Below are 20,044 nucleotides of genomic sequence, written 5' to 3'. Positions count from 1 at the left end.
GGGTGGCTCCTAGTGTTCGTGCTCGGCCGAGCCTTTGCCCAGCTCGGCCTTCAGGATGTAACTGTTCGCGGCGGCGTAGCGCTCACCCGCTTGCAGACCATCCGTCACTTCGCTCAACTGACCGTCCGCGCGGCCGATGCGAACCGGGCGCGGCTGGAAGCCTTCATTGGCGTGGACGAACACGACGTTGCTGTTCTCCAGCGTTTGTAGCGCTTCGTTACGAACGACGAGCGGAACCTGATTCTCGCCAAGCGTGACATGCGCCGTCACATACAAGCCGGGAGCCCAGCGTCTGTCGGCGTTGTCGAGGAGTACTCGCGCAGTCAATGTTTGATTGGCGCTGCTGCCGAAGGGCGCGACGTAGACGATCTTGCCGTCGGCGTTCACGCCCGTGTCGCTGCTTGACACTCGAACTGTCTGGCCGACGCGAACCTTCGCCATATCGCGGGGAAACAAGGAGAGTTCCACCCAGACGGTCGACAGATCGGCGATGGTGAACAGCACTTTGTCTCCCGTCTGTTCGCCTGGATTGGCTTGACGCGCGGTGACGACGCCATTGAGTGGCGCGACGACCGAGTATGTTTGCAAGCTCTCGTTGCTCTCAACGGTGGCCAGCGTTTCACCCGCGCGCACGGAGTCGCCGATCTTCGCGGTGACCCCGCGAATCACACCGGGGAAGCGGGCGCCGACATCTCTGACGCGCTCAGCGTTCGGCGCGACCACGCCGTAGACTGGCAACGTTTCCCGGATGGTGGCCGGACCGGCTTCAGCGACGACGATTCCTGCGGCCTGGATTTGCTCGGGCGTCAGGGCGACGGATTGCGATTCGCCGCCTTCGTCGTCATGGTCGTCGTGGCCCGCCTCAGTCTTCGGTTCGGAGCCGCCGCAACCGCTGACAGCCAGCGCCGCGACGATCAGCACCAATAGTGATTTCTGATTCATGGTTGCAACTCAAGGTGTCATCGGGCGGGTGAGGGCGGCGCTGGTGAGACGTTCGATCTCAGCCAGTACGCGGTGGTAGTCGGCCGCGGCGTCGATGGCCGCGGCTTGCAATGCAAGCAGCTCTTCCTGAACCGTAATGAGCTCCAGGAAAGAGAAGCGGCCGCGGTCGTAGCCGTTGCGTGTTTGATCCAAGGCGAGTTGCGCTTGAGGCAGCGCCTCGTTTCGCAACGTATCGACGCGAGCACGGCCGGTGTTCATCTCCTGATACAAGGCAAGCAAGCTGGCGCGTGCTTTGATGCGCGCCGCGTTCCGGAGGGCATCTGTTTGATTGAGCCGGACCTGGGCTTCGCGAATCGTGCCTTGGTTCTTGTCGTAGATGGGCAGCGGCATCGAGAAGCCGGCGACCAGGGCCGCGTCGTTGTTTTCTTCGAAACGTCGCATGCCGACGCTGAAGGTGAGATTCGGTCGAGCCTGGACGCGGGCGAGTCGTAACTCTGCCTCACGCAGGCGTGCTTCCGACGCGAAGCGCGTGAAATCCGGTGATTGCTCCAGTCGATCCATCAATGCCTGGAACGACTCCACCGCGCGCAGATCGAATAGCTCCGCTCTGGCCGTAGTGAATGCCGGCTCGGGGCTGCCCCATGCGGCGGAGAGCGCGTAACGCGCGGCGCGCAGCTCACTTTCCGCTTGGCGTTGTTCGATGAGTGCCCGCGTCAGTGCGATGCGTGCGCGACTGCGTTCCGCTTCAGGGGATCGTCCCGCTTCGACGCGAGCGCCGATGGCATCGAGGGTTTTCTGTGAGAGCGCCGTTGCTTGTACGGCGAAGCGAACACGTTCCTGCGCGGCGACGACATCGATAAAGCGACCAGTGACTTCCGAGAGGACGTCCAGCTCGCGGGCACGTTGTTCGATGCTTGCGAAATCCAGATCCGCCTCGGCGGCGGCGCGACGCAAGCCTCGCTTACCGCCCAGCTCGACGACCTGACTTAAGCTGAGCGTCGTTTCGAGCGAGTCGACTCCCCGAGCCGCGCCGGTGCCCGCAAAGTTTTCGAGCTCCACGCCCAATTCAGGATTGGGCCGCAAATCCGCCTGCACGATGCGTGCTTGAGCGGCACTCAATTCATAGGCGCTCGCCAGCAGATCGGGGTTGCTGCGCAAGGCAGCGTCGATGGCACGCGCAAGCGTCAGCTCGCCCTCGGGATTCACCGGTTCAGCCGGCGATTGAGCGTCAACAGACGAAACAACAGACAGAAACAATAGAGCGCACGACGCCCAGGCGCGTGCAACAGCCAATAACATTGGAAACCTCCTACAGCACGCGCGTGTTCACACGCGTGACGTCACAGTGAATGACTAAGAAACGGAGGTTTAGCGAGGCGGTCCGCGCAACGGCGGACGGAGACTGAAGACAGAGGCGAGATAGGGAAGGACAAATTGAGCCGGACGGCTGGTGCTCTGCGTGATTGGCAGGAGCAGGGCGAGCAGAATGCTCGCAAATACGATGACCGGCATCTCATCGACACCGATCTTCTTGACCCAGGGAGCGACCGAGAGATCGACATCCACGTCGTTGTGGCCACCGTCGGACGCCTCGGCACCGCTATGCGTGGGTGCATCCTCGACGTGCATGGCAACCGCTTGTTGCTGCTGGCCGTCCAGACACAAGTGCAAATGCGCCTCTCCAACCCGCACCAATAGCAGCGCTATGGCGAGTAGCCATAGGAGCCGGGCGATGGGGGAGTGACGTAACATGCAGCTAGTATGCCTCAGGGGTGGCAGTTTCTCACGAACTCGATGGCGGGTTTGTGACGTTCATCTTGGACGGTACCGCCGGGCGATACCCTGCATGGACCGCCGACGAGCCGACTAGTTCACATCCCGTGGCGGCTACGCGTTGTTACCGGGCGACTCCGAGTAAGCCATGTTGTAGGCCCCTTCTTCCTGGCAGTACACTGGCCCCCATGACTCGCTCCCTGCGATTCCTTTGCATTCTGTTGCTGAGCCTGTGCGGCTGGGTCACCCCGTCGCTGGCTTGCAACTTCATGCCGGAGCAGCGGGACTGTTGTCCGGAAGGCGTGCCTTGCGAAAGCGAGCGCAGCCATCCGGCCGACGACTCGACGGGCCTGGTGTGTTGTGCTCCGTCGACGACCACCAACTCATCCACTGTTTCAGCACAGCAGCAACACGACGACCAAGCATTGCTGCCTGTCGATGGCGGGGCGCAGCCGGGCGTCGTGATGCCGCGCGCACCTCCGGTGCTCTTGTCCCGGGCTCCGATCGATTTTCCGCTGTTCCTTCCTCAGCAGGACACCTACCTGCGCACCGGGCGTCTACGCCTTTAAATCCTCGGCATGTGAAGCCTGCGGCTCACCCGCGTTGACGTAACCGTCCATCGCGAAGCTGCCGCATTCCAATTCCGTGCGTTCACGAGGAATGTATGTTCGTCAGGTCACTGGGCGCGCTCATCGCAGCGGCGCTCGTTCTCACACCCGCGACTGCGGTGTACTCCGATCCTTTGTCTTTGGAACAGTCCATTGAGCTGGCCTTGCAGCGTGCGCCGGAGCTGCAGGCGCGAGCTGCGATGGTGGAAGCCGCTCAGCACGTAGCGGTCGCTGCGGGTCGGTTGCCCGATCCGGAACTGTTGTTGGGGACTGCAAACCCTCCCGTGGACGGGCGCAATGCCTGGAGCTTCGATCGCGACGAGATGACGATGCGCGAGATCGGCGTCATGCAAACGTTTCCGAACTCACGCAAGCGCGCTTCGGAACGGGAACAAGCTGAGGCGCAGATAAAAACAGCGCGAGCGAAATCCCTGCAGGAACAGCAGGAAGTCGCTGTGCAAGTGAGCCGGGCCTGGTTCGAGGTGTATGCCGCACACGCGGCGGTGTTGAGCCTGGAGCAGAGCCGTCCGGAGATCACGTTGCAAGCCGAAGCGGCGCGCTCGGCTCTTGCAAGCGGTCGAGGCACAGCGGCCGATGCGCTGGCGGCCGCGTCAGCTGTTGGCGAATTCGAGGATCGGCTGCTCGAAGCGCGTCGCATGGAGAAGGTGGCAAGGATCGAGCTTGCTCGATGGCTGGGCGACGACGCGAGTCGCGAGCTCGCCGCTCCGGGTCCCATCGATCAGCTCCCAGCGCCGCGTGAAGCTCTGCTGGCATCCATTCATCAGCACGTCGCCTTGGAAACGTTGGACGCGGAGCTGTCGGCCGCCGATGCGCGTCTCAATCTTGCCCGTGCGCAGAAGCGCCCGGATATCACAACGGAGCTTTCCTACGGCAAGCGCGGCGATGTGTACGGCGACATGGTGTCGTTTCAAGTGCGCATTGGATTGCCGATCTTCGGCGGTACCCGACAAGACCCGGTGATTGCCGCGCGTCATGCCGAGCTGGAGCAATTGCGAAGCGACCGGGAAGCGCAACTTCGCATGCACACGGCAGAGGTGGCGCAACAGCTGGAAGTGTGGGAGAGCGCACGCGCACGAATACAACTATTGGAGCGAGATCGATTGCCGATAGCTCGCGAGCGGTCGCGGGCAACGCTCGTGGGTTTTCAGTCGGGCCAGACAATGATCGCCGACGTGCTCGATGCGCAACTCGATGAGTTCGTGCTCGAGCGCGAGCACGCGAAGGTGCTGGCGGATCTCGGCGCGGCGTGGGCGTATCTCGCCTATCTCAACTATCCAGCACGAACTGTAGCGGGGAGCCTTCAGCCATGAGCCGCGAACATAAACTGATTGCCGCCGTGTTCGTTGCGTTGCTGGTCGGAGTTGGTATCGGCTTCGCGATATCGCGTCATCCCGCGAATCAGCCCTCCGTGGAGAAGACCGAACGCAAGGTGCTGTACTGGCACGACCCTATGTCTCCCGGTGCGCGTTTCGATAAGCCGGGGAAGTCGCCATTCATGGATATGGATCTGGTGCCCGTGTACGCAGATGAAGTGAGCGGTGCTCAAGTGACTGTGAGCCCGACCGTCGCGCAGAACCTCGGCATTCGGTTGGGCACCGTCGAGAAGGCGGCGTTACAACAACGATTGAGCACGGTAGGCAGCGTTGCATTTGACGAGCGCTTGCTCGAGGTCGTGCAGGCGCGCGTCGACGGATATGTCATTCGACTCCATGTGAAGTCGGCATTGGAGCACGTTCGTCGTGGCCAGCCGCTTGCGGACATTCAGTCGCCGACTTGGCTCGCCGCGCAGGAAGAATATCTCGCGCTGCTCGATGCGCAGTCGGAGCGTGGGCGCGGGATTCGCGAGGCGGCCAGACAACGACTCGCGGTGCTCGGCGTGCCGGAGGCGACGATTCGAGATCTCGAGAAGACGCGTCACACGAACGCGACTACGACAGTGGTAGCACCCATCGATGGTGTAGTAGCGGAGCTGGCTGTTCGTGAAGGCGCAGCGTTCGCAGCCGGCGCGGCGTTGTTTCGGATCAACGGTCTGACGACTGTGTGGACGAACGCGCAAGTACCAGAAGCTCAAGTTTCAATGATCCCGATTGGATCCAGCGCGACTGCTCACGCAACCGCGTGGCCTGGCATGAGCTTCAAGGGGAAGGTCATGGCGTTGTTGCCGGAGGTCGATCCACAGACGCGTACGCTCCCGGTCCGCATCGAGATCGAGAACGCCGGATTCAAGCTCGCGCCAGGCATGTTTGTATCGCTCGAGTTCGCGGGCAACACAGAGCGGGAACAACTCGTGGTGCCGAGTGAGGCAGTCATCCTGACTGGCGAGCGCACGGTCGTCATCGCTGCTAGAGAGGAAGGCGGTTTCGACGTCGTCAATGTCAGCGTTGGGATGGAAGCGAACGGTAAGACGGCGATTCTCTCCGGGTTGACGGAAGGGCAATCGATCGTGCTGTCAGGTCAGTTCCTGATCGATTCGGAAGCGAGCCTCAGATCGACGGTGTCGCGGCTGTCGGGCGATGCGAAGGAGCCTCAGCAATGATTGCGGCGCTGATTCGCTGGTCGCTCCAGAATCGTTTCCTGGTATTGCTCGCGACGATTGTTTTCGCAGCGTGGGGAACCTGGGCCGTCTCGCGCACTCCCCTGGATGCCTTGCCGGACTTGTCCGATGTGCAAGTGATCATTCGCACGTCCTATCCGGGGCAGGCGCCTCGCATCGTCGAGGATCAGGTCACCTATCCGTTGACGACGACGATGCTGTCCGTGCCTGGCGCGAAAGCCGTGCGTGGCTACTCGTTCTTTGGCGACTCGTTCGTTTATATCCTGTTCGAGGACGGAACGGACTTGTACTGGGCGCGCTCGCGCGTACTCGAATATCTGAATCAGGTGCAGGGGCGGTTGCCCGCCAACGTGCAGCCATCGATTGGACCGGATGCGACTGGCGTGGGCTGGATATATGAATATGCGCTCGTCGATCGCACCGGCCGGCACGACTTGTCACAGCTGCGTGCCCTGCAGGACTGGTTTCTGAAGTACGAACTAAAGAGCGTGCCGAACGTCGCGGAAGTGGCGACGCTCGGCGGTGCTGTGCGCCAGTATCAAGTCGTGATCCAGCCGGATCGGCTTCGTGCGTACGGGATCTCACATCGAGACGTCATCGCGGCGATTCGCGGTGCGAATCAGGAAGCGGGCGGCTCGGTGCTCGAGCTTGCTGAGGCGGAGTACATCGTGCGTGCCACGGGGTATCTGCGAAACCTGGATGACTTTCAGAAGATTCCGTTGCGCACTGGAGCATCGGGCGTGCCGGTGAAGCTGGGCGACGTGGCCCACATACAACTCGGACCGGATCTGCGGCGAGGCATTGCGGAGCTCGATGGCGAAGGTGAAGTGACCGGCGGCATCATCGTGATGCGCTCGGGCAAGAATGCGCTGGAAACCATCCAGGCCGTCAAACGCAAGCTCGATCAGCTCAAGCCCGGACTGCCGGAAGGCGTGGAGGTGGTCGAGACCTACGACCGCTCGGGGCTGATCGACCGTTCGATGCGCAATCTCACCAGCAAGCTCGCCGAGGAGTTTGTTGTCGTCGCACTGGTGTGCTTTGTCTTCCTCTTTCATCTGCGCTCGGCGCTGGTCGCTATCGTCTCGCTGCCGTTGGGCGTGCTCATCGCGTTCGTGGTCATGTACTACCAGGGGATCAACGCGAACATCATGTCGCTGGGTGGGATTGCGATAGCCATCGGCGCGATGGTCGATGCCGCGATCGTCATGATCGAGAACGTGCACAAGCACCTGGAGCGTTGGCATGAAGCTCACCCGGCACGCGAGCTGACCTCGGGCGAGCGCTGGAAGCTCGTTGGCGATGCAAGCGTGCAGGTCGGGCCGGCGCTGTTCTTCAGTCTGCTGATCATCACGCTGTCGTTCATTCCCATCTTCACGCTCGAGGCGCAGGAAGGGCGTCTGTTCGCGCCGCTCGCGTACACCAAGACCTATGCGATGGCGGCGGCGGCCGGACTTGCTGTGACGCTGGTGCCAGTGCTCATGGGCTATTTCATTCGCGGGCGTATTCCCGCGGAGGACAAGAATCCGCTGAATCGCTGGCTGGTGCGTGGCTATCGGCCGCTGCTGGATCGGGTGCTTGAACGGCCCGTGGTCACAATCGCCGTCGGCGTGGTTCTGCTGGCGTTCACCGCGGTTCCGATCCTGCGCCTGGGCAGCGAGTTCATGCCGCCGCTCGATGAAGGCGATCTGTTACACATGCCGTCGGCATTGCCTGGGTTGTCGGCTGGCAAGGCATCTCAGTTATTGCAACAGATGGATCGCCTGCTGATGACGATTCCCGAAGTGAAACGGGTGTTCGGCAAGATGGGGCGGGCGGAGACTGCGACCGATCCGGCGCCGCTCGAAATGGTGGAGACCACGGTTCAGTTCAAACCACGCGATCAATGGCGCGAGGGGCTGACAACCGAAGCGCTCATCGAGGAGCTTGATAAAACACTCAAGATCCCCGGGCTCGCGAACACCTGGGTGCCGCCGATCCGGAATCGTATCGACATGCTGGCCACGGGCATCAAGAGCCCGGTGGGCATCAAGGTGGCCGGCGCCGATCCGAGCGTTATCGATAAAGTCGCTCAGCAGATTGAGCAGGCTGTGAAGCAAGTCCCGGGTGTTACGTCGGCATTGGCCGAACGGCTCACCGGCGGTCGTTACATTGAAGTGCACATCGATCGCGAGGCGGCTGGACGCTATGGGCTCAACATCGACGACGTTGAGAGCATTGTCACAGCGGCGATTGGCGGTGAGACGATTGCGGAGACCGTGGAAGGGCGGCAGCGCTTTCCCATCAGCGTGCGCTATCCGCGTGAGTTGCGCGACTCGTTATCCGATCTGCGGCAGCTGCCCATCGTGACCGCCAACGGGGCTCAGATCACGCTCGGCACCGTGGCCGAGCTGAAAATCACGAATGGACCGCCGATGCTTCGAAGCGAGAACGCACGGCTCTCCGGTTGGGTATACGTCGACCTGCGTGGGCGCGACCTTTCTTCCGCGGTCGAGGATATGAAGAGGGCGGTTGCGCGTGAGGTCAGCCTGCCGGCCGGGTATTCGATTGCGTGGTCCGGGCAGTTTGAATATATGGAGCGTGCGCAAGCCAAGCTGCGGATCGTCGTGCCGTTCACCCTGGTCGTGATTTTTGTATTGCTCTATCTCACGTTCCGTCGGGTCGATGAGGCGCTACTCATCATGGGAACGCTGCCGTTCGCACTGATTGGCGGGTTCTGGTACGTCTATCTGCTCGGACATCAAGTTTCGATAGCGACCGCCGTGGGCTTCATCGCACTCGCTGGTGTCGCTGCGGAGTTCGGCGTCGTCATGCTCATCTATCTGAAGCAAGCCTGGGAGGAGCGGCTTGCGTTGGGTCGGCCACCAACACTCGCCTTGCTCGACGAAGCGATTCGCGAAGGCGCAGTGCTACGCGTGCGCCCCAAAGTCATGACGGTGAGCGTGATCGTTGCGGGCCTCCTGCCCATCATGTGGAGTCATGGCACGGGTTCGGAGGTCATGCAGCGGATCGCCGCCCCGATGGTGGGTGGAATGATCACAGCGCCGCTGCTGTCGCTCTTGGTGATTCCGGCGGTGTATCGCATCTTGCGACGGCGTGAGCTTACTTAGTTGGCTCACACCTGTTTCTCCGGCATCGACACGACGAGCCCGTCGAGGGCTTCTGTCACTTTGATCTGGCACGACAGGCGACTGTTGGGGCGCGGCTCGCAGACCGCTTCGAGCATGGCTGTTTCGTCCTCGCTCTTTGCGTCGAGTCTCGCACTCCAGGCGTCATCGACATACACATGGCAGGTGGCGCAGGAGCACGCGCCACCGCACTCAGCGATGATGCCTCGCACGTTGTTCTCGACGGCGGCTTGCATCACGGAGCGGCCGGTTGTCACGTCGACGACGCGATGCTCTCCGTTGAACTCGATATAAGTGACTTTCGGCATCGTTGTTATCTCAGACTCGCTTGCCGCTCAGCGGCGCACTACCGAACATGCCGAGCTTCACTTTGCCGGTCATCGCATCGCCCTCGATGGTGGCTTCGAATCCCAGCTTGATCGACACGGGCTTGCTCAGGCTGACCGTCCAGCTGAGCGTGTTGCCAACGATCTTGCCGTCGATCTCCTGAACGCCCATCTCGCCCGTGATCGATCCGGAAAAGCGGTCGCTGGATCGAGCGATCTGCGCCGTCATTTTCTGTGCGCCCATCGGTGTCGCGAGCGTCAGCTCCCAAGTTTCAGCGCCGGGCGCCGCTTGCGCCGCTGTTTCTGGCAAAGGGGATGACGTGCGGCTGCTGCTGCGTGCGGCCTTCCCGGTATAGGCGGGCAGGGTGTCCCAACCTCGTACGGTCGAGGTGGACGACAACTTCGCGTTGTCGAGATCGACCGTCCAGTCTGGAAATCGCTTCAGCACTTCATCGAGTGCTACTCGACCTTCCACTCTCGCCAGCGCCGATCCGAGGCAAGCGTGGACTCCGCGTCCGAAGGCGATGTGCGGTGGGCCTTGGCGGTGGATGTCGAATCGATCCGCGTTCGGATAGCGACGGTCATCTCTGTTGCCAGAAGCTGCGAGCAGCAAGGCGGCGCTGCCCGCCGGCACGGTGCGTCCGTGGATCTCGATATCGCGTGTGACGTATCTCGCGATGGAAGGACTGGGAGGCTCGAAACGCAGCACCTCTTCGATCGCATTGGGAATCAGGGACGGATTGCGGGCGAGCTCCGCCCGCTGCTCCGGATGTTCGCTCAGCACCTTGCCCGTCCAGCCGATCAGACGCGTCGTGGTCTCGTTGCCGGCGCCGGCAATCACATTCACGAAAATCAGCACTTCTTCGCGAGTGAGCTTGCGGCGCACTCCGGTCTCGTCCTGAAACTCGACGTTCAGCAGCTCGGTCATCAGATCGTCGGACGGATGTCGGGTTCGCCACTCGATGTATTCCTCGAACCCTTCGCCTTGATAATGCGCCTTGGAAATCTCCATGGGCTTGCCGGCTTCGGTGCGCAGGGCTGCATCGACGCTCTCGCGAATCGCAACCTGATCTTCTTCGGGGATGCCGAGCAGCATCCCGATGACGCGCATGGGCATCTGCGCGCCGAGATCGGCGATGAAATCGAACTGACCGGCGCCAACCAGCGGGTCCAGGCATCGGGCGCAGTAGGCGCGCACCTTCTGCTCGAGATCGTTCATCCGCTTTGGCGTGAACACGCGCATGAGCACGCCGCGATGAGCCGTGTGTAGCGGTGGGTCTTCCCAAATGAACATTCCTTTCGGTACCGGCGTGTTCGCCTTGATGTACTCGAGGATGTCGCCCCGGCTGGAGCTGAATGTTTCTTTGTCGACCAGCGCGCTCTCGACGTCGCTGAAGCGACTGACCGCGTAGAAGTCATATTGCTCGTTATAGTAGAGCGGCGCTTCTTCGCGCAGTCGTTTGAAGACCGGATACGGGTCGCGCCAGATATCGGGTCGATAGGGATCCCAGTACACGGCGCCTTCTGCCAACGCATTCATCCGCTGTTCCTCGCTCGGTGGGGCGGGCAGAGGATATGCAACACGGTGTAACAGATCAACAGTCGTCTGCCGATCTCAGTAGACAGCTTGTAAAGCCAGTGAACTCAGAGTAAAACGAAACCAACGGTCGATCCGAGCAACAAACATCTGCGTTTCTTTAATGAAATCAGCAGGTCGAGGCGCCGAATAAGGTTCGTAACAGCGAAGAAGCCATTACAGACTGGGGGATGAAGATCGATGAGAACGAGAATTCTGGACCTGGCCACGGGTTCTGGTTTGTTATTGATTGCCGCGACCGTTTCGGCGCAATCGGTGCCGGTCGCTGCGCCTGAGGAGGCCGCCAGTGTCGGCGTGGAGGAAATCGTCGTCACTGCCCGACGGCGTTTCGAAAGTCTGCAGGATGTTCCGCAGACCGTGAACGCGGTCACTTCGGATGCGCTGCAAGAGCTCAATCTGCAGCGGTTCGAAGATGTTCAAGCCGTGGTTCCGGGGTTGACGTTGAGCGGCGGTAACTCCGGCTACACAACGGCGGCAACGGTGCGCGGCGCATCGTTCGAAGTGGAATCTGGGGCTACGGCCACGGTCGAGTTCTATCTCAACGACTCGCCCATCCAGTCCAACTATTTGTTTCAATCGATGTACGACCTGGGTCAGATCGAAGTGCTGCGCGGACCGCAAGGCACGCTGCGTGGCCGTGCATCGCCTTCTGGCTCCATCACAGTGACCAGCCAACGTCCCGATCTCACAGACTTTGGCGGCTACTTGAACGTCACTGCAACGAATCAGCAGGGCAGTAACGTCAACGGCGCGGTGAACGTGCCCATCGTGACGGATCGATTGGCCTTACGCGTCGCCGGCCTGTTCGATGAAAATGACTATGACCAGGTTCGTAGCATCAACAACAGCACCCATCCGTTTCAAAGAAGCAAAAGCGGCCGGGCTACCTTGCTGTGGGAGCCGACGGACACGATCAATGCCACGGTCATGTACCAGAACATCGATCGCACGCTGCACTCGTTCGATGCTTATCAGTCGTTCCATCTGGTCGAGCCGACCGCGCCCGTCGTGAATACCGCCACCGATCCGGAGATCGCGGCGAGCGACCGATTGAGCATCACCGACGGCGCTCGCGAAGCCACGCAGGATATGGACATCATCACTGCGCAGCTGAACTGGAGCGTGGCCGGTCAGGTGCTGAGCTATGTCGGTTCCTATACCGAACAGGAGCTCAATGCGTTGAGCCCGCAGGATCGCGGCAACCGCGCTCGCGGCCTGGAGATCTATCAGGATCTGCATATCCACGAGACCAACAAGTCGCACGAGCTGCGGCTCGCGTCCGAGGAACGGCTGTTCAACGTGCTGGACTACACGGTGGGCGCATTCTATTTCGATTCGACGACACCCAGCGAGTACACGTCGGAAACGATCGTCGGCATCCAGGCGGGCCCGATCATCAATCCCATCACGGTGGTGCGAACGCCCATCGTTCGCAGGGGCGGTTTCGAGGAAAGATCGTTCTTTGGCAATCTGACGTATCACTTCAGCGATCGAACCGAGCTGTCGGGAGGGCTGAGACGCATCACGTACGAAACGAAGGACGTGACGTTGCTCAACGGCCGCGCGCTTGCCGACATTGCGGACAAGGAGGAGCCGACGATCTATAACGTTGCGGCTTCACATCGCTTCACCGATGACTTCATGGTGTACGTCAATCACGGCAAGTCGTGGCGTAACGGACCGTCCACGATCGGCGTGACCCGGGAACTGACGCCACGGCTGGATCAATTCACCAACCTCGAGGAAGAGACTTCGAAGTCTTATGAAGCGGGCTTCAAGGCGGACTGGCTCAACCGGCGCCTGCGTGTGAATGCGTCGCTGTTCTATCAGGACTTCAGTAACTTCATCTATCGCGGTCCGCCGGTCTACTACGTCAACTTCGATCAGACCGGCCCGATTCCTTCCACGTTCAACTTCGTCGCCAATGTGGATGCGACGGTGAAGGGCGGGGAGTTGGAAGTGACGTTCCAGCCGAGCGATCGTCTGCGGATCGGCGCGGCTTTCAGTTATGCGAAAGGCGAGATCGATAACGGCCTGGTCGCCTGCAACGACTTCAACAGGGACGGAATCCCCGACCGGAATCCGCCGGCGCCGACCGTGCAACAGATTACCGACGCCGCGGGCAACAATGAGGCGGTCGCGTCCTGCCGCGTCAACGATCGTCTTTCGTTCGCACCCGACTGGAGCGCGACGCTGACGCCGGAATATGCGTTGCCGATCACGCCGCGGATGGATGCCTTCGTTCGAGGACTGTTCACCTACTACCCGAGTAACGAGCGCGACCCGAACAATAGTTACGATCAGGTTGGCGCCTACGGTTTGTTGAATCTCTATGCCGGCATTCGCAGTCCGGATGGCGCGTGGGAGGTGGCGCTGTTCGCGAAGAACGCCACCAACACCGGCGAAACACTCGAGTTGGGAGGCAGCCCGATGACGACGAACTATCAGCGGTTGCTGCCGCCGACGTTCCAGACAACGGAAGGCTCGAGCCTCGCCAGTCCCTACATGACCGCTCGCTACACGCCGCCGCGTGAGATCGGGTTGAACGTTCGCTATTCCTTCGGGTCACGCTAGCCGGGCTGCCTGCCTGGCACTCCGGCCGAGCACACCCCTGGTCGGCCGGAGGGTTTTTCTTCGTCCTGTGCGGTCAAGCAATGGGAGTCGGAAGTGGTAAGCTCCGACCAATGACTGCCGCCAAACGTGCCTCGATCCGCAAGCCCACCCTGCGCGACGCGCAAAAAGCTCAGACCCGTCAACGGATCCTCGATGCCGCGCGCTCGGTATTTTTCCGGGAAGGTTATTACGGTGCCACGGTGGATCAGATCGTGGCCGAGGCGGGGGCCAGCCGGCCGACGTTCTATCTGCATTTCCGCGACAAGGAACAGATCCTCGGCGAGCTCATGGAGAATTATGTGGCTCGGGCGCTGCCGTATATGGAGCGTCTGCCAGGGCCGCAACCCACGGTGGAGCAATTAGAAACATGGCTCTATGACATCGGGGCATTCCTCGAGCAGGAGCAGGCCATCGCTTCGGTGCTGACCGAGGTGAGTGCGCATCGGCAGGCCAATAGGCCTCGCTATGGATTGGCGGCCATTGCCGCATGGGTTACCGCGCTGGCACGTCGCGCACCGGCGTTTGCCGCCGCGGTTCGAAAGACATCGCCCGATGTCGCTGCCCGGGCTCGAGCGCAGCTGCTCATCATTGAAATTGCATGGGCCGGCGAGACGATTTCAATGAACGCGGATCGGGCCTTCGTCGACGAGGCGGTGAGAATGGTGGCCACGTCTCTGCACGAGTTTCTTAGCGATCCCCGTTTCCATGTCGGCGCGACCAAGGCCGGCAAAGCGCGTTCCACCCGCCGTTAGATTTTCTTGCCGTGTCGCCTGCTGTCAGGAAACTCGCATTACACTCTGTATAGTGGGTGTTCATTGCGATAACTTGGGGCACGGGCACGCGTGGACTTGGGACAATGTTCTGCCATCGTCAGCGGTGGCGCCGGCGGCCTGGGTGCAGCCACCTCGCGTCGGCTGGTGGAGATCGGCCTTGGCGTAGTAGTCTTCGATCCGGACGGTGACAGGGCCGCCGACGTCGCAAAGGACCTTGGCAACCGGGCGATTGCGGTCCGCGGCGATCAGAGTAGCGATGCCGACGTTACTGCTGCGATTGCCGCCGCCCGGACGCTCGGCGTGTTCTCCGTCGCAGTCAACGCCGCCGGTGTGCCGCTTCCCGCGCCTCATACCGCGACGGCCGACGGCATTCCCCACGACATGAGCTTGTTTCGAAACATGCTCGAAATGCATCTGATGGGGCCCTTCAATGTCTCGCGTCTGAGCGCCGCTGCCTTTGCAGGCAATTCTCCTGACGCCGACGGTCAACGCGGCGTGATCGTGAATACTTCATCGACCGCCGCCTTCGATGGTCAAATGAAGCAGGTGGCGTACACGTCGGCGAAAGCGGGGATCGCCGGCATGGCGCTGGCGATGGCGCGCGACCTGGCGGGCATTGGCGTGCGAGTCTGCGCCATCGCGCCGGGCCCGATCTGGACGCCGCGTCTCGCGCGGGCGCCGGAAAGCCTCAAGCAGGCGCTCATTTCAAATGTCGCGTTCCCGAAGCGGTTCGGTCATGCCGAGGAATATGCGCTGCTGGTCGAAGCGATCGTCCGCAATCCATTCCTGAATGGCCAGGTCATCCGGCTCGACGGCGCGCTGTCCACGCCGTTGACGGATATGTCGCCGGGGAGAACGCCATGAAGATGACCGGAGAGGAGCGGATCCCTGCGTCGCTCGATCGAGTTTGGCAGGCGCTGAACGATCCGCAGGTTCTGCAGCAATGTATCCCCGGCTGCCAGTCGCTCGCACGAGATGGCGACGATCGGCTGCGTGCCGTCGTGGAAGTCAAGATCGGGCCGATCGGCGCGCGGTTCAATGCAAACATCGCGCTCTCTAACATTCAGCCGTCGCAGGGCTACACGCTGATCGGCGAGGGGCAGGGCGGTACGGTCGGCACAGCCAAGGCCACCATACACGTGCGCCTGCAGAGTGAGAGCCCTGTAACGCGATTGACCTATGACGTGGATGCGCAAGTCGGCGGCCGCCTCGCGCAGTTGGGCGGACCGATCATCGATGCCACTGCGAAGCAGTTCGCGGCAAAGTTCTTCAGCAAGTTCGGAGAGATCGTCGGCGGTCGCTCTGGAGCTTCGCAAGCTGCTGCCGGTCGTGAGATCTCACAAGCGGCAGCCGAAGTCGAGCCTGTGCCGAGAGCCAAAGACTCGCTTCCTTATGCATGGATACTCGCCGTTGTCGTCGCCGCCCTGACCGGCTTTCTCGTCGGGCGAGGCGAGGGCGGCACGGGATCGGATTGGGCGGGACTGTGCATAGGTCTGCTCGTCATCATCGTTGGCGTGGCCGGCGTGGAATATGGCCGCAGGGTCGCGGCGCCTCAGATCGTCGTAGATGCCGCAGCTCTAGCGCGCTTGCTCCGTGGAGAGCGGCAGTGAAGCCGGCGCCGTTCGATTACTACGCGCCCAAGAGTGTCGAAGAAGCGTGCGCGTTACTGGCCGAAGCGGGTGGCGGCGCTACTGTTCTTGCCGGCGGTCAGACGTTGTTGCCCTTGCTGGCATTACGCATGAGCCAGCCGTTCGTGCTGGTCGACATCAATCGAATCGAGTCGCTGAAGTTTATTTCCAAGGTGAATGGCGGCACGCGCATCGGTCCGCTCGTGCGTCAGAACGAAGCGATCTCGAGCGAGTTGCTGAGGCAGCGCCTACCGGTGCTGACCACGGCCACTCAGCACGTGGGACACCATCAAACCCGCAATCGCGGAACGATCGGGGGATCGATCGCGTTGGGCGAACCGGCGGCGGAGCTTCCGGCCACCGCCGTTGCGCTCGGTGCGTCGATTGAAGTGCGCTCGGTTCGAGGTGCGAGAAGCATTCGTGCTGAGGAGATGTATCTCGCTCCCTATGCGACGGCGCTCGAGCCGGATGAGCTCATCACCTCGATTGATTTTCCGGAGTGGCCGGTCGCGAACACCGTCCCGTTGTTTCGTGAGGTCGCGCAGCGTCCCGGAGACTTCGCCTTGGTCGGATTGGTCGGCGCGATGGTCGTGGAGAGTGGACGTATCAGTCGTGCCGGTATCGCCTGGTTCGGTATGGGGCCAACGCCCATCAAGGCGCGGCAGGCCGAGGCCGCATTGGTGGGGCAGAGCATTGCGAGTCTGGATATACAGCGGATTGGCGAGCTGGCCATCGCGGACACCAATCCTTTCGACGATCGGCATGCAACGGCAGAGTACCGTCGCACGGTCGGCAAACGTATTTTCGTTCGGACTCTGAGCGAGGCGCTGAATCAGCGACAGGCGGCATGAGCGAACACAAGATCGAGCTCTCTATCAATGGCAGGAAGCTGCAAGCGACGGTTGAGGGTCGGACGTTGCTGTCCGATTTCCTGCGGGTCGATGCCGGATACACCGGCGTGCACATCGGTTGCGAGCATGGTGTCTGCGGCGCATGCACGGTGATGGTCGATGGACTCGCCGTTCGTTCGTGCTTGATGCTGGCGGTGCAGGCCGACCGCTGCGATGTGACTACGGTCGAAGGGCTCGCGGCCGACGAAAACTCGCTGCACGTCATTCAGCAGACGATGCGCGATGAGCACGCGCTTCAATGCGGATTCTGCACGCCCGGCGTGGTGATGACGCTGGCGGCGCTGACGAGCGGAGCAGAGAAGCCAGACGCGGAAACGTTACTTGCCTCGATGTCAGGGCACGTTTGCCGCTGCACGGGCTATCAAGGCATTCGACGCGCCATTCTGAAACTTGCCGAGGCGAAGCAGCCGTGACCTTGCAAGCAGAGGGAGCTGTTATCGGCAAGCGCCTGCCTCGCAAGGAAGATGCGCGACTGCTGACCGGACGAGGCACCTTCGTCGATGACGTAGTGTTCCCGGGAATGCTACACGTCGCCTTTGTTCGCAGCTCCATTGCGCGTGGACGCATACGATCGCTCGATGTTTCTGTCGCACGCGATCTCCCCGGCGTGCTTGCCGTGCTGACTGCTGCTGACATCGACCGCTTCAACGCCAGGCTGCTGACGTTCTTTTTCACGCCCCCGGCGGAGTTTCCATTCCCGTTGCTGGCTCGCGATCGAGTGGCGCACGTGGGTGAGCCCATTGCAATGGTTGTGGCCAAAGATCGTTATGTGGCCGAGGACGCGGCCGGTCTCGTCACCGTTGAGTACGACGAGGAGGATGCCGTCGTCACCATCGCCGAAGCGATGCGAGCATCGCCCATTCATGCAGCGGCCGAGTCCAACGTCGGCGCGGTGATTGGTGTCGAGCTGGACGAGGATTTGGAAGCGACGCTGGCGAGCGCGCCGTATCTGCTGACCCGGACGGTCCGTCACCAAAGAATCGCGCAATCGCCAATGGAGACCCGCGGCGTCGTTGCCAACAAGCAGGGCGACGAGCTGCTGGTGCATATCAGTTGTCAGAGCCCGCATCTGGTCGCACGCTACCTTTCGATGGCGCTCGGTCAGCCGCACCTGAGTATTCGCGTGATCGCGAAAGATGTGGGAGGCGCGTTCGGTTTCAAGAATCATCCGTGGCGGGAGGAAATGTCCGTCATCCTGGGCTGTATGCTTCTCGGCCGGCCGTTGAAGTGGATCGAGGATCGCTGGGAGAACCTGGTCGCGGGCTGTAACGCGCGCGAGCAGGAGATCACGGTGCGTATCGGATTCGATAGAGACGGCAAGTTGCTGGCCTCGCATTCCGACTACAGCCTCAACTGCGGGGCTTTCCCTCAAGTGACGGATGCCAACGTTGCCGTCCACATGTTCATGTGGGCCGCATACAAAGTGCCGCAGGCCGGCTTCTATTCCCGAGCGTGGTACTCAAACACTCCGGGACTGGGTGCCTATCGTGGCCCTTGGGGAATGGAATCGTTAGCGCGGGAGACGTTGTTAGATGTCGCGGCGAGAGAGCTTGGGATCGATCCCATCGAGCTCAGGCGGCGCAATCTGATCACCAAGGCCGATCAGCCCTGCACCACGGTGTTCGGCGTGCAGCTGGATGACATCACTCCCGCCGAATGTTTAGAGAAGCTGCTCGAGAAATTCGATGTCGCCGTGTTTCGTGAAGAACAAGCGGCGTCCCGGAAAACGGGTCGATACTTGGGGCTCGGTATCGCAGCCTACATCGAACCCACCGGCGCTGCTGGCGCCATGGCGCCCATGACAGGCGAGCTCGTCCAGCTTCGTATCGAGCCGACGGGCACCGTCACTGCGCTGATGAGCACGCACTCGCAGGGGCATGGCACGCAAAGCACGATGGCACAAGTGATCGCGGATCAACTGGGCGTTCCTTATGAAGATGTTCAGGTGTTCGAAGGCGACAGCTCTCGCGGCGGCTTCGGTCCGGGGGCCGCCGGCAGTCGACAAGGTGTGATCGGTGGCGGTGCTTGCAGACGAGCCGCGGCGCTTTTGAAAGACAAGGTGGTCCGCGTCGCTGCTCACATTTTCAACGTGCCGGTCGAGAGCATCACTATTCAGAACGGCACTCTGCACATCGGAGGGGAGACGAAGAGCCTGCGACAGATCGCCGAGATCGCCTATGGCGAGCCCTCACGGTTGCCCCCCGGCATGGAATCGGGCCTGGAAGCGCAGTATCGCTACGATCCGCCGCCAGTGACCTATACGAGCGCTGCCCATGCGTGCGTCGTCGAAGTGGATGTGGATACGGGCTTCGTGAAGATCCGGCGTTGGTTGTCTTGCGAGGACTGCGGAAACATTATCAATCCCGCGGTGGTCGAGGGGCAGATCGCGGGAGGGCTCGCGCAGGCCATCGGTGCGGTGCTGCTGGAAGAGGCGGCGTACGATGCCCTAGGTAATCCGCTGGCCGTGACCTTTAAGGACTACCTGCTGCCTTCGATCTCGGATATTCCAGACTTCGAATACTTGCACGCGTGCACGCCGTCGCAGTCGGAAGGTGGTTTTCGAGGCGTAGGCGAGGGTGGCGCGATCATCGGACCGCCGACGCTCGTCAATGCCATCGCCGATGCGCTCGCGCCCTTCGGCGAGGTGCCGCTGGATCTGCCGCTGACACCCTCGAAGCTGCTGAGCGTGATCGAAGGTCGGCCGATCGCAAAGCCGGCGGAGACGTCAGCCGCCCCTGCAGCGCCTGCGCCCGCTGTTGTTGAAGCGCCGCCGCCTCAGGTTGCTGCTCCACCGTCTGCTCTGCTGATCGATGGCTCGTGGAACATGGTGCTCGCGACGCCCATGGGCCCACAACCGATGGTCGGGCGTTTTGAAACCAATGGCACGGTGCTCAAAGGCTCGCTCGCCAGCGATCAGGGCTCTCAGGATTTCGAAGGCACGGTGACCGGCAATCTGCTCAAATGGGAGATGAAGGTCACCAAGCCCATGCCGCTCACGCTCAAATATGAGCTGCTGGTGGAAGGCGATAAGATCTCCGGCAAAGCCAAACTGGGTATCTTCGGTACCGCCAAAGTGACCGGACAGCGCGCTTGATATCGAGCGAAATCACTAGGACGAACGACCCGCCAAAATCCCGCATCCGCTGTCGCCGGGCTCCCGGATGATTGTATCG

At 61.5% G+C, this 20,044-nt stretch carries 15 protein-coding genes and 1 pseudogene; 11 read left to right on the top strand and 5 right to left on the bottom strand.

All coding sequences use genetic code 11. The features are described 5' to 3' along the window. Positions 1-9: 9 nt before the first annotated feature. The 3 genes from ACFPN2_RS25945 to ACFPN2_RS25935 all read right to left on the bottom strand — a co-directional run bounded on the left by ACFPN2_RS25945 (position 10) and on the right by ACFPN2_RS25935 (position 2,694). The gene (locus tag ACFPN2_RS25945) at positions 10-942 is read right to left on the bottom strand and encodes an efflux RND transporter periplasmic adaptor subunit (protein WP_380602045.1); all 933 of its coding nucleotides are present in this window, start codon (positions 940-942) and stop codon (positions 10-12) included. A 9-nt stretch (positions 943-951) separates the two neighbouring features. Further along, positions 952-2,241: a TolC family protein gene (locus ACFPN2_RS25940; RefSeq protein ID WP_380602043.1), complete on the bottom strand. Its 1,290-nt coding sequence runs from the start codon at positions 2,239-2,241 to the stop codon at positions 952-954. 69 nt (positions 2,242-2,310) lie between these two features. Then, entirely contained in the window at positions 2,311-2,694 is a 384-nt protein-coding gene (locus tag ACFPN2_RS25935) for a hypothetical protein (protein WP_380602041.1), read from the bottom strand. 209 nt (positions 2,695-2,903) lie between these two features. On the opposite strand from ACFPN2_RS25935, the gene ACFPN2_RS25930 reads away from it, so the two are divergent. The 4 genes from ACFPN2_RS25930 (at position 2,904) to ACFPN2_RS25915 (ending at position 9,005) form a co-directional block, all read left to right on the top strand. Then, complete coding sequence (locus ACFPN2_RS25930) at positions 2,904-3,284, top strand: hypothetical protein (protein WP_380602039.1); 381 nt, start codon at positions 2,904-2,906, stop codon at positions 3,282-3,284. A gap of 95 nt (positions 3,285-3,379) precedes the next feature. Continuing rightward, positions 3,380-4,654 carry a TolC family protein gene (locus ACFPN2_RS25925; protein WP_380602037.1) on the top strand — a complete coding sequence of 425 codons (1,275 nt, stop codon included), beginning with the start codon at positions 3,380-3,382 and terminating at the stop codon, positions 4,652-4,654. Beyond that, a complete protein-coding gene (locus tag ACFPN2_RS25920; protein WP_380602035.1) occupies positions 4,651-5,880 on the top strand; it encodes an efflux RND transporter periplasmic adaptor subunit in 1,230 nt (409 codons plus the stop codon). The genes ACFPN2_RS25925 and ACFPN2_RS25920 overlap by 4 nt, the downstream gene beginning before the upstream one ends. Continuing rightward, positions 5,877-9,005, top strand: a complete 3,129-nt coding sequence (locus ACFPN2_RS25915; protein ID WP_380602033.1) for an efflux RND transporter permease subunit — start codon at positions 5,877-5,879, stop codon at positions 9,003-9,005. The genes ACFPN2_RS25920 and ACFPN2_RS25915 overlap by 4 nt, the downstream gene beginning before the upstream one ends. A 5-nt stretch (positions 9,006-9,010) precedes the next feature. Here the strand turns inward: ACFPN2_RS25915 and ACFPN2_RS25910 are convergent, their stop codons facing one another. Together ACFPN2_RS25910 and ACFPN2_RS25905 are read right to left on the bottom strand one after the other, a co-directional pair. After that, complete coding sequence (locus ACFPN2_RS25910; protein ID WP_380602031.1) at positions 9,011-9,331, bottom strand: 2Fe-2S iron-sulfur cluster-binding protein; 321 nt, start codon at positions 9,329-9,331, stop codon at positions 9,011-9,013. A gap of 373 nt (positions 9,332-9,704) precedes the next feature. Continuing rightward, a pseudogene (locus ACFPN2_RS25905) lies at positions 9,705-10,889 on the bottom strand (cytochrome P450); the annotation flags it as partial. 237 nt (positions 10,890-11,126) lie between these two features. Between ACFPN2_RS25905 and ACFPN2_RS25900 the strand changes: the two are divergent. From ACFPN2_RS25900 to ACFPN2_RS25870, 7 genes are all read left to right on the top strand, one after another. Then, positions 11,127-13,520 (top strand): TonB-dependent receptor, encoded by a 2,394-nt coding sequence (locus ACFPN2_RS25900; RefSeq protein ID WP_380602029.1) that lies wholly within the window; start codon positions 11,127-11,129, stop codon positions 13,518-13,520. Between the two features lie 110 nt (positions 13,521-13,630). After that, on the top strand, positions 13,631-14,311 hold the full coding sequence (locus tag ACFPN2_RS25895; RefSeq protein ID WP_380602027.1) for a TetR family transcriptional regulator: 681 nt from the start codon (positions 13,631-13,633) through the stop codon (positions 14,309-14,311). Positions 14,312-14,401: 90 nt separating this feature from the next. Then, the gene (locus ACFPN2_RS25890; protein WP_380602025.1) at positions 14,402-15,196 is read left to right on the top strand and encodes an SDR family NAD(P)-dependent oxidoreductase; all 795 of its coding nucleotides are present in this window, start codon (positions 14,402-14,404) and stop codon (positions 15,194-15,196) included. Further along, on the top strand, positions 15,193-15,942 hold the full coding sequence (locus ACFPN2_RS25885; protein ID WP_380602023.1) for a CoxG family protein: 750 nt from the start codon (positions 15,193-15,195) through the stop codon (positions 15,940-15,942). Before ACFPN2_RS25890 ends, ACFPN2_RS25885 begins: the two co-directional genes overlap by 4 nt. After that, the gene (locus tag ACFPN2_RS25880; RefSeq protein ID WP_380602021.1) at positions 15,939-16,811 is read left to right on the top strand and encodes an FAD binding domain-containing protein; all 873 of its coding nucleotides are present in this window, start codon (positions 15,939-15,941) and stop codon (positions 16,809-16,811) included. The genes ACFPN2_RS25885 and ACFPN2_RS25880 overlap by 4 nt, the downstream gene beginning before the upstream one ends. Next, entirely contained in the window at positions 16,808-17,284 is a 477-nt protein-coding gene (locus ACFPN2_RS25875; protein WP_380602019.1) for a (2Fe-2S)-binding protein, read from the top strand. Before ACFPN2_RS25880 ends, ACFPN2_RS25875 begins: the two co-directional genes overlap by 4 nt. Next, positions 17,281-19,965: a xanthine dehydrogenase family protein molybdopterin-binding subunit gene (locus tag ACFPN2_RS25870; RefSeq protein ID WP_380602017.1), complete on the top strand. Its 2,685-nt coding sequence runs from the start codon at positions 17,281-17,283 to the stop codon at positions 19,963-19,965. Before ACFPN2_RS25875 ends, ACFPN2_RS25870 begins: the two co-directional genes overlap by 4 nt. The last annotated feature ends 79 nt before the right edge of the window (positions 19,966-20,044 follow it).

It is taken from the genome of Steroidobacter flavus (genome assembly GCF_042651805.1).
Classification (GTDB): domain Bacteria; phylum Pseudomonadota; class Gammaproteobacteria; order Steroidobacterales; family Steroidobacteraceae; genus Steroidobacter; species Steroidobacter flavus.
This window is presented reverse-complemented; position numbering and strand designations above follow the sequence as displayed.

Excerpts from the sequence above, each read along its gene's own strand:
- ACFPN2_RS25945 (WP_380602045.1), bottom strand. The coding sequence starts at position 942 with ATGAATCAGAAATCACTATTGGTGCTGATCGTCGCGGCGCTGGCTGTC.
- ACFPN2_RS25940 (WP_380602043.1), bottom strand. The coding sequence starts at position 2,241 with ATGTTATTGGCTGTTGCACGCGCCTGGGCGTCGTGCGCTCTATTGTTT.
- ACFPN2_RS25935 (WP_380602041.1), bottom strand. The coding sequence starts at position 2,694 with ATGTTACGTCACTCCCCCATCGCCCGGCTCCTATGGCTACTCGCCATA.
- ACFPN2_RS25930 (WP_380602039.1), top strand. The coding sequence starts at position 2,904 with ATGACTCGCTCCCTGCGATTCCTTTGCATTCTGTTGCTGAGCCTGTGC.
- ACFPN2_RS25925 (WP_380602037.1), top strand. The coding sequence starts at position 3,380 with ATGTTCGTCAGGTCACTGGGCGCGCTCATCGCAGCGGCGCTCGTTCTC.
- ACFPN2_RS25920 (WP_380602035.1), top strand. The coding sequence starts at position 4,651 with ATGAGCCGCGAACATAAACTGATTGCCGCCGTGTTCGTTGCGTTGCTG.
- ACFPN2_RS25915 (WP_380602033.1), top strand. The coding sequence starts at position 5,877 with ATGATTGCGGCGCTGATTCGCTGGTCGCTCCAGAATCGTTTCCTGGTA.
- ACFPN2_RS25910 (WP_380602031.1), bottom strand. The coding sequence starts at position 9,331 with ATGCCGAAAGTCACTTATATCGAGTTCAACGGAGAGCATCGCGTCGTC.
- ACFPN2_RS25900 (WP_380602029.1), top strand. The coding sequence starts at position 11,127 with ATGAGAACGAGAATTCTGGACCTGGCCACGGGTTCTGGTTTGTTATTG.
- ACFPN2_RS25895 (WP_380602027.1), top strand. The coding sequence starts at position 13,631 with ATGACTGCCGCCAAACGTGCCTCGATCCGCAAGCCCACCCTGCGCGAC.
- ACFPN2_RS25885 (WP_380602023.1), top strand. The coding sequence starts at position 15,193 with ATGAAGATGACCGGAGAGGAGCGGATCCCTGCGTCGCTCGATCGAGTT.
- ACFPN2_RS25875 (WP_380602019.1), top strand. The coding sequence starts at position 16,808 with ATGAGCGAACACAAGATCGAGCTCTCTATCAATGGCAGGAAGCTGCAA.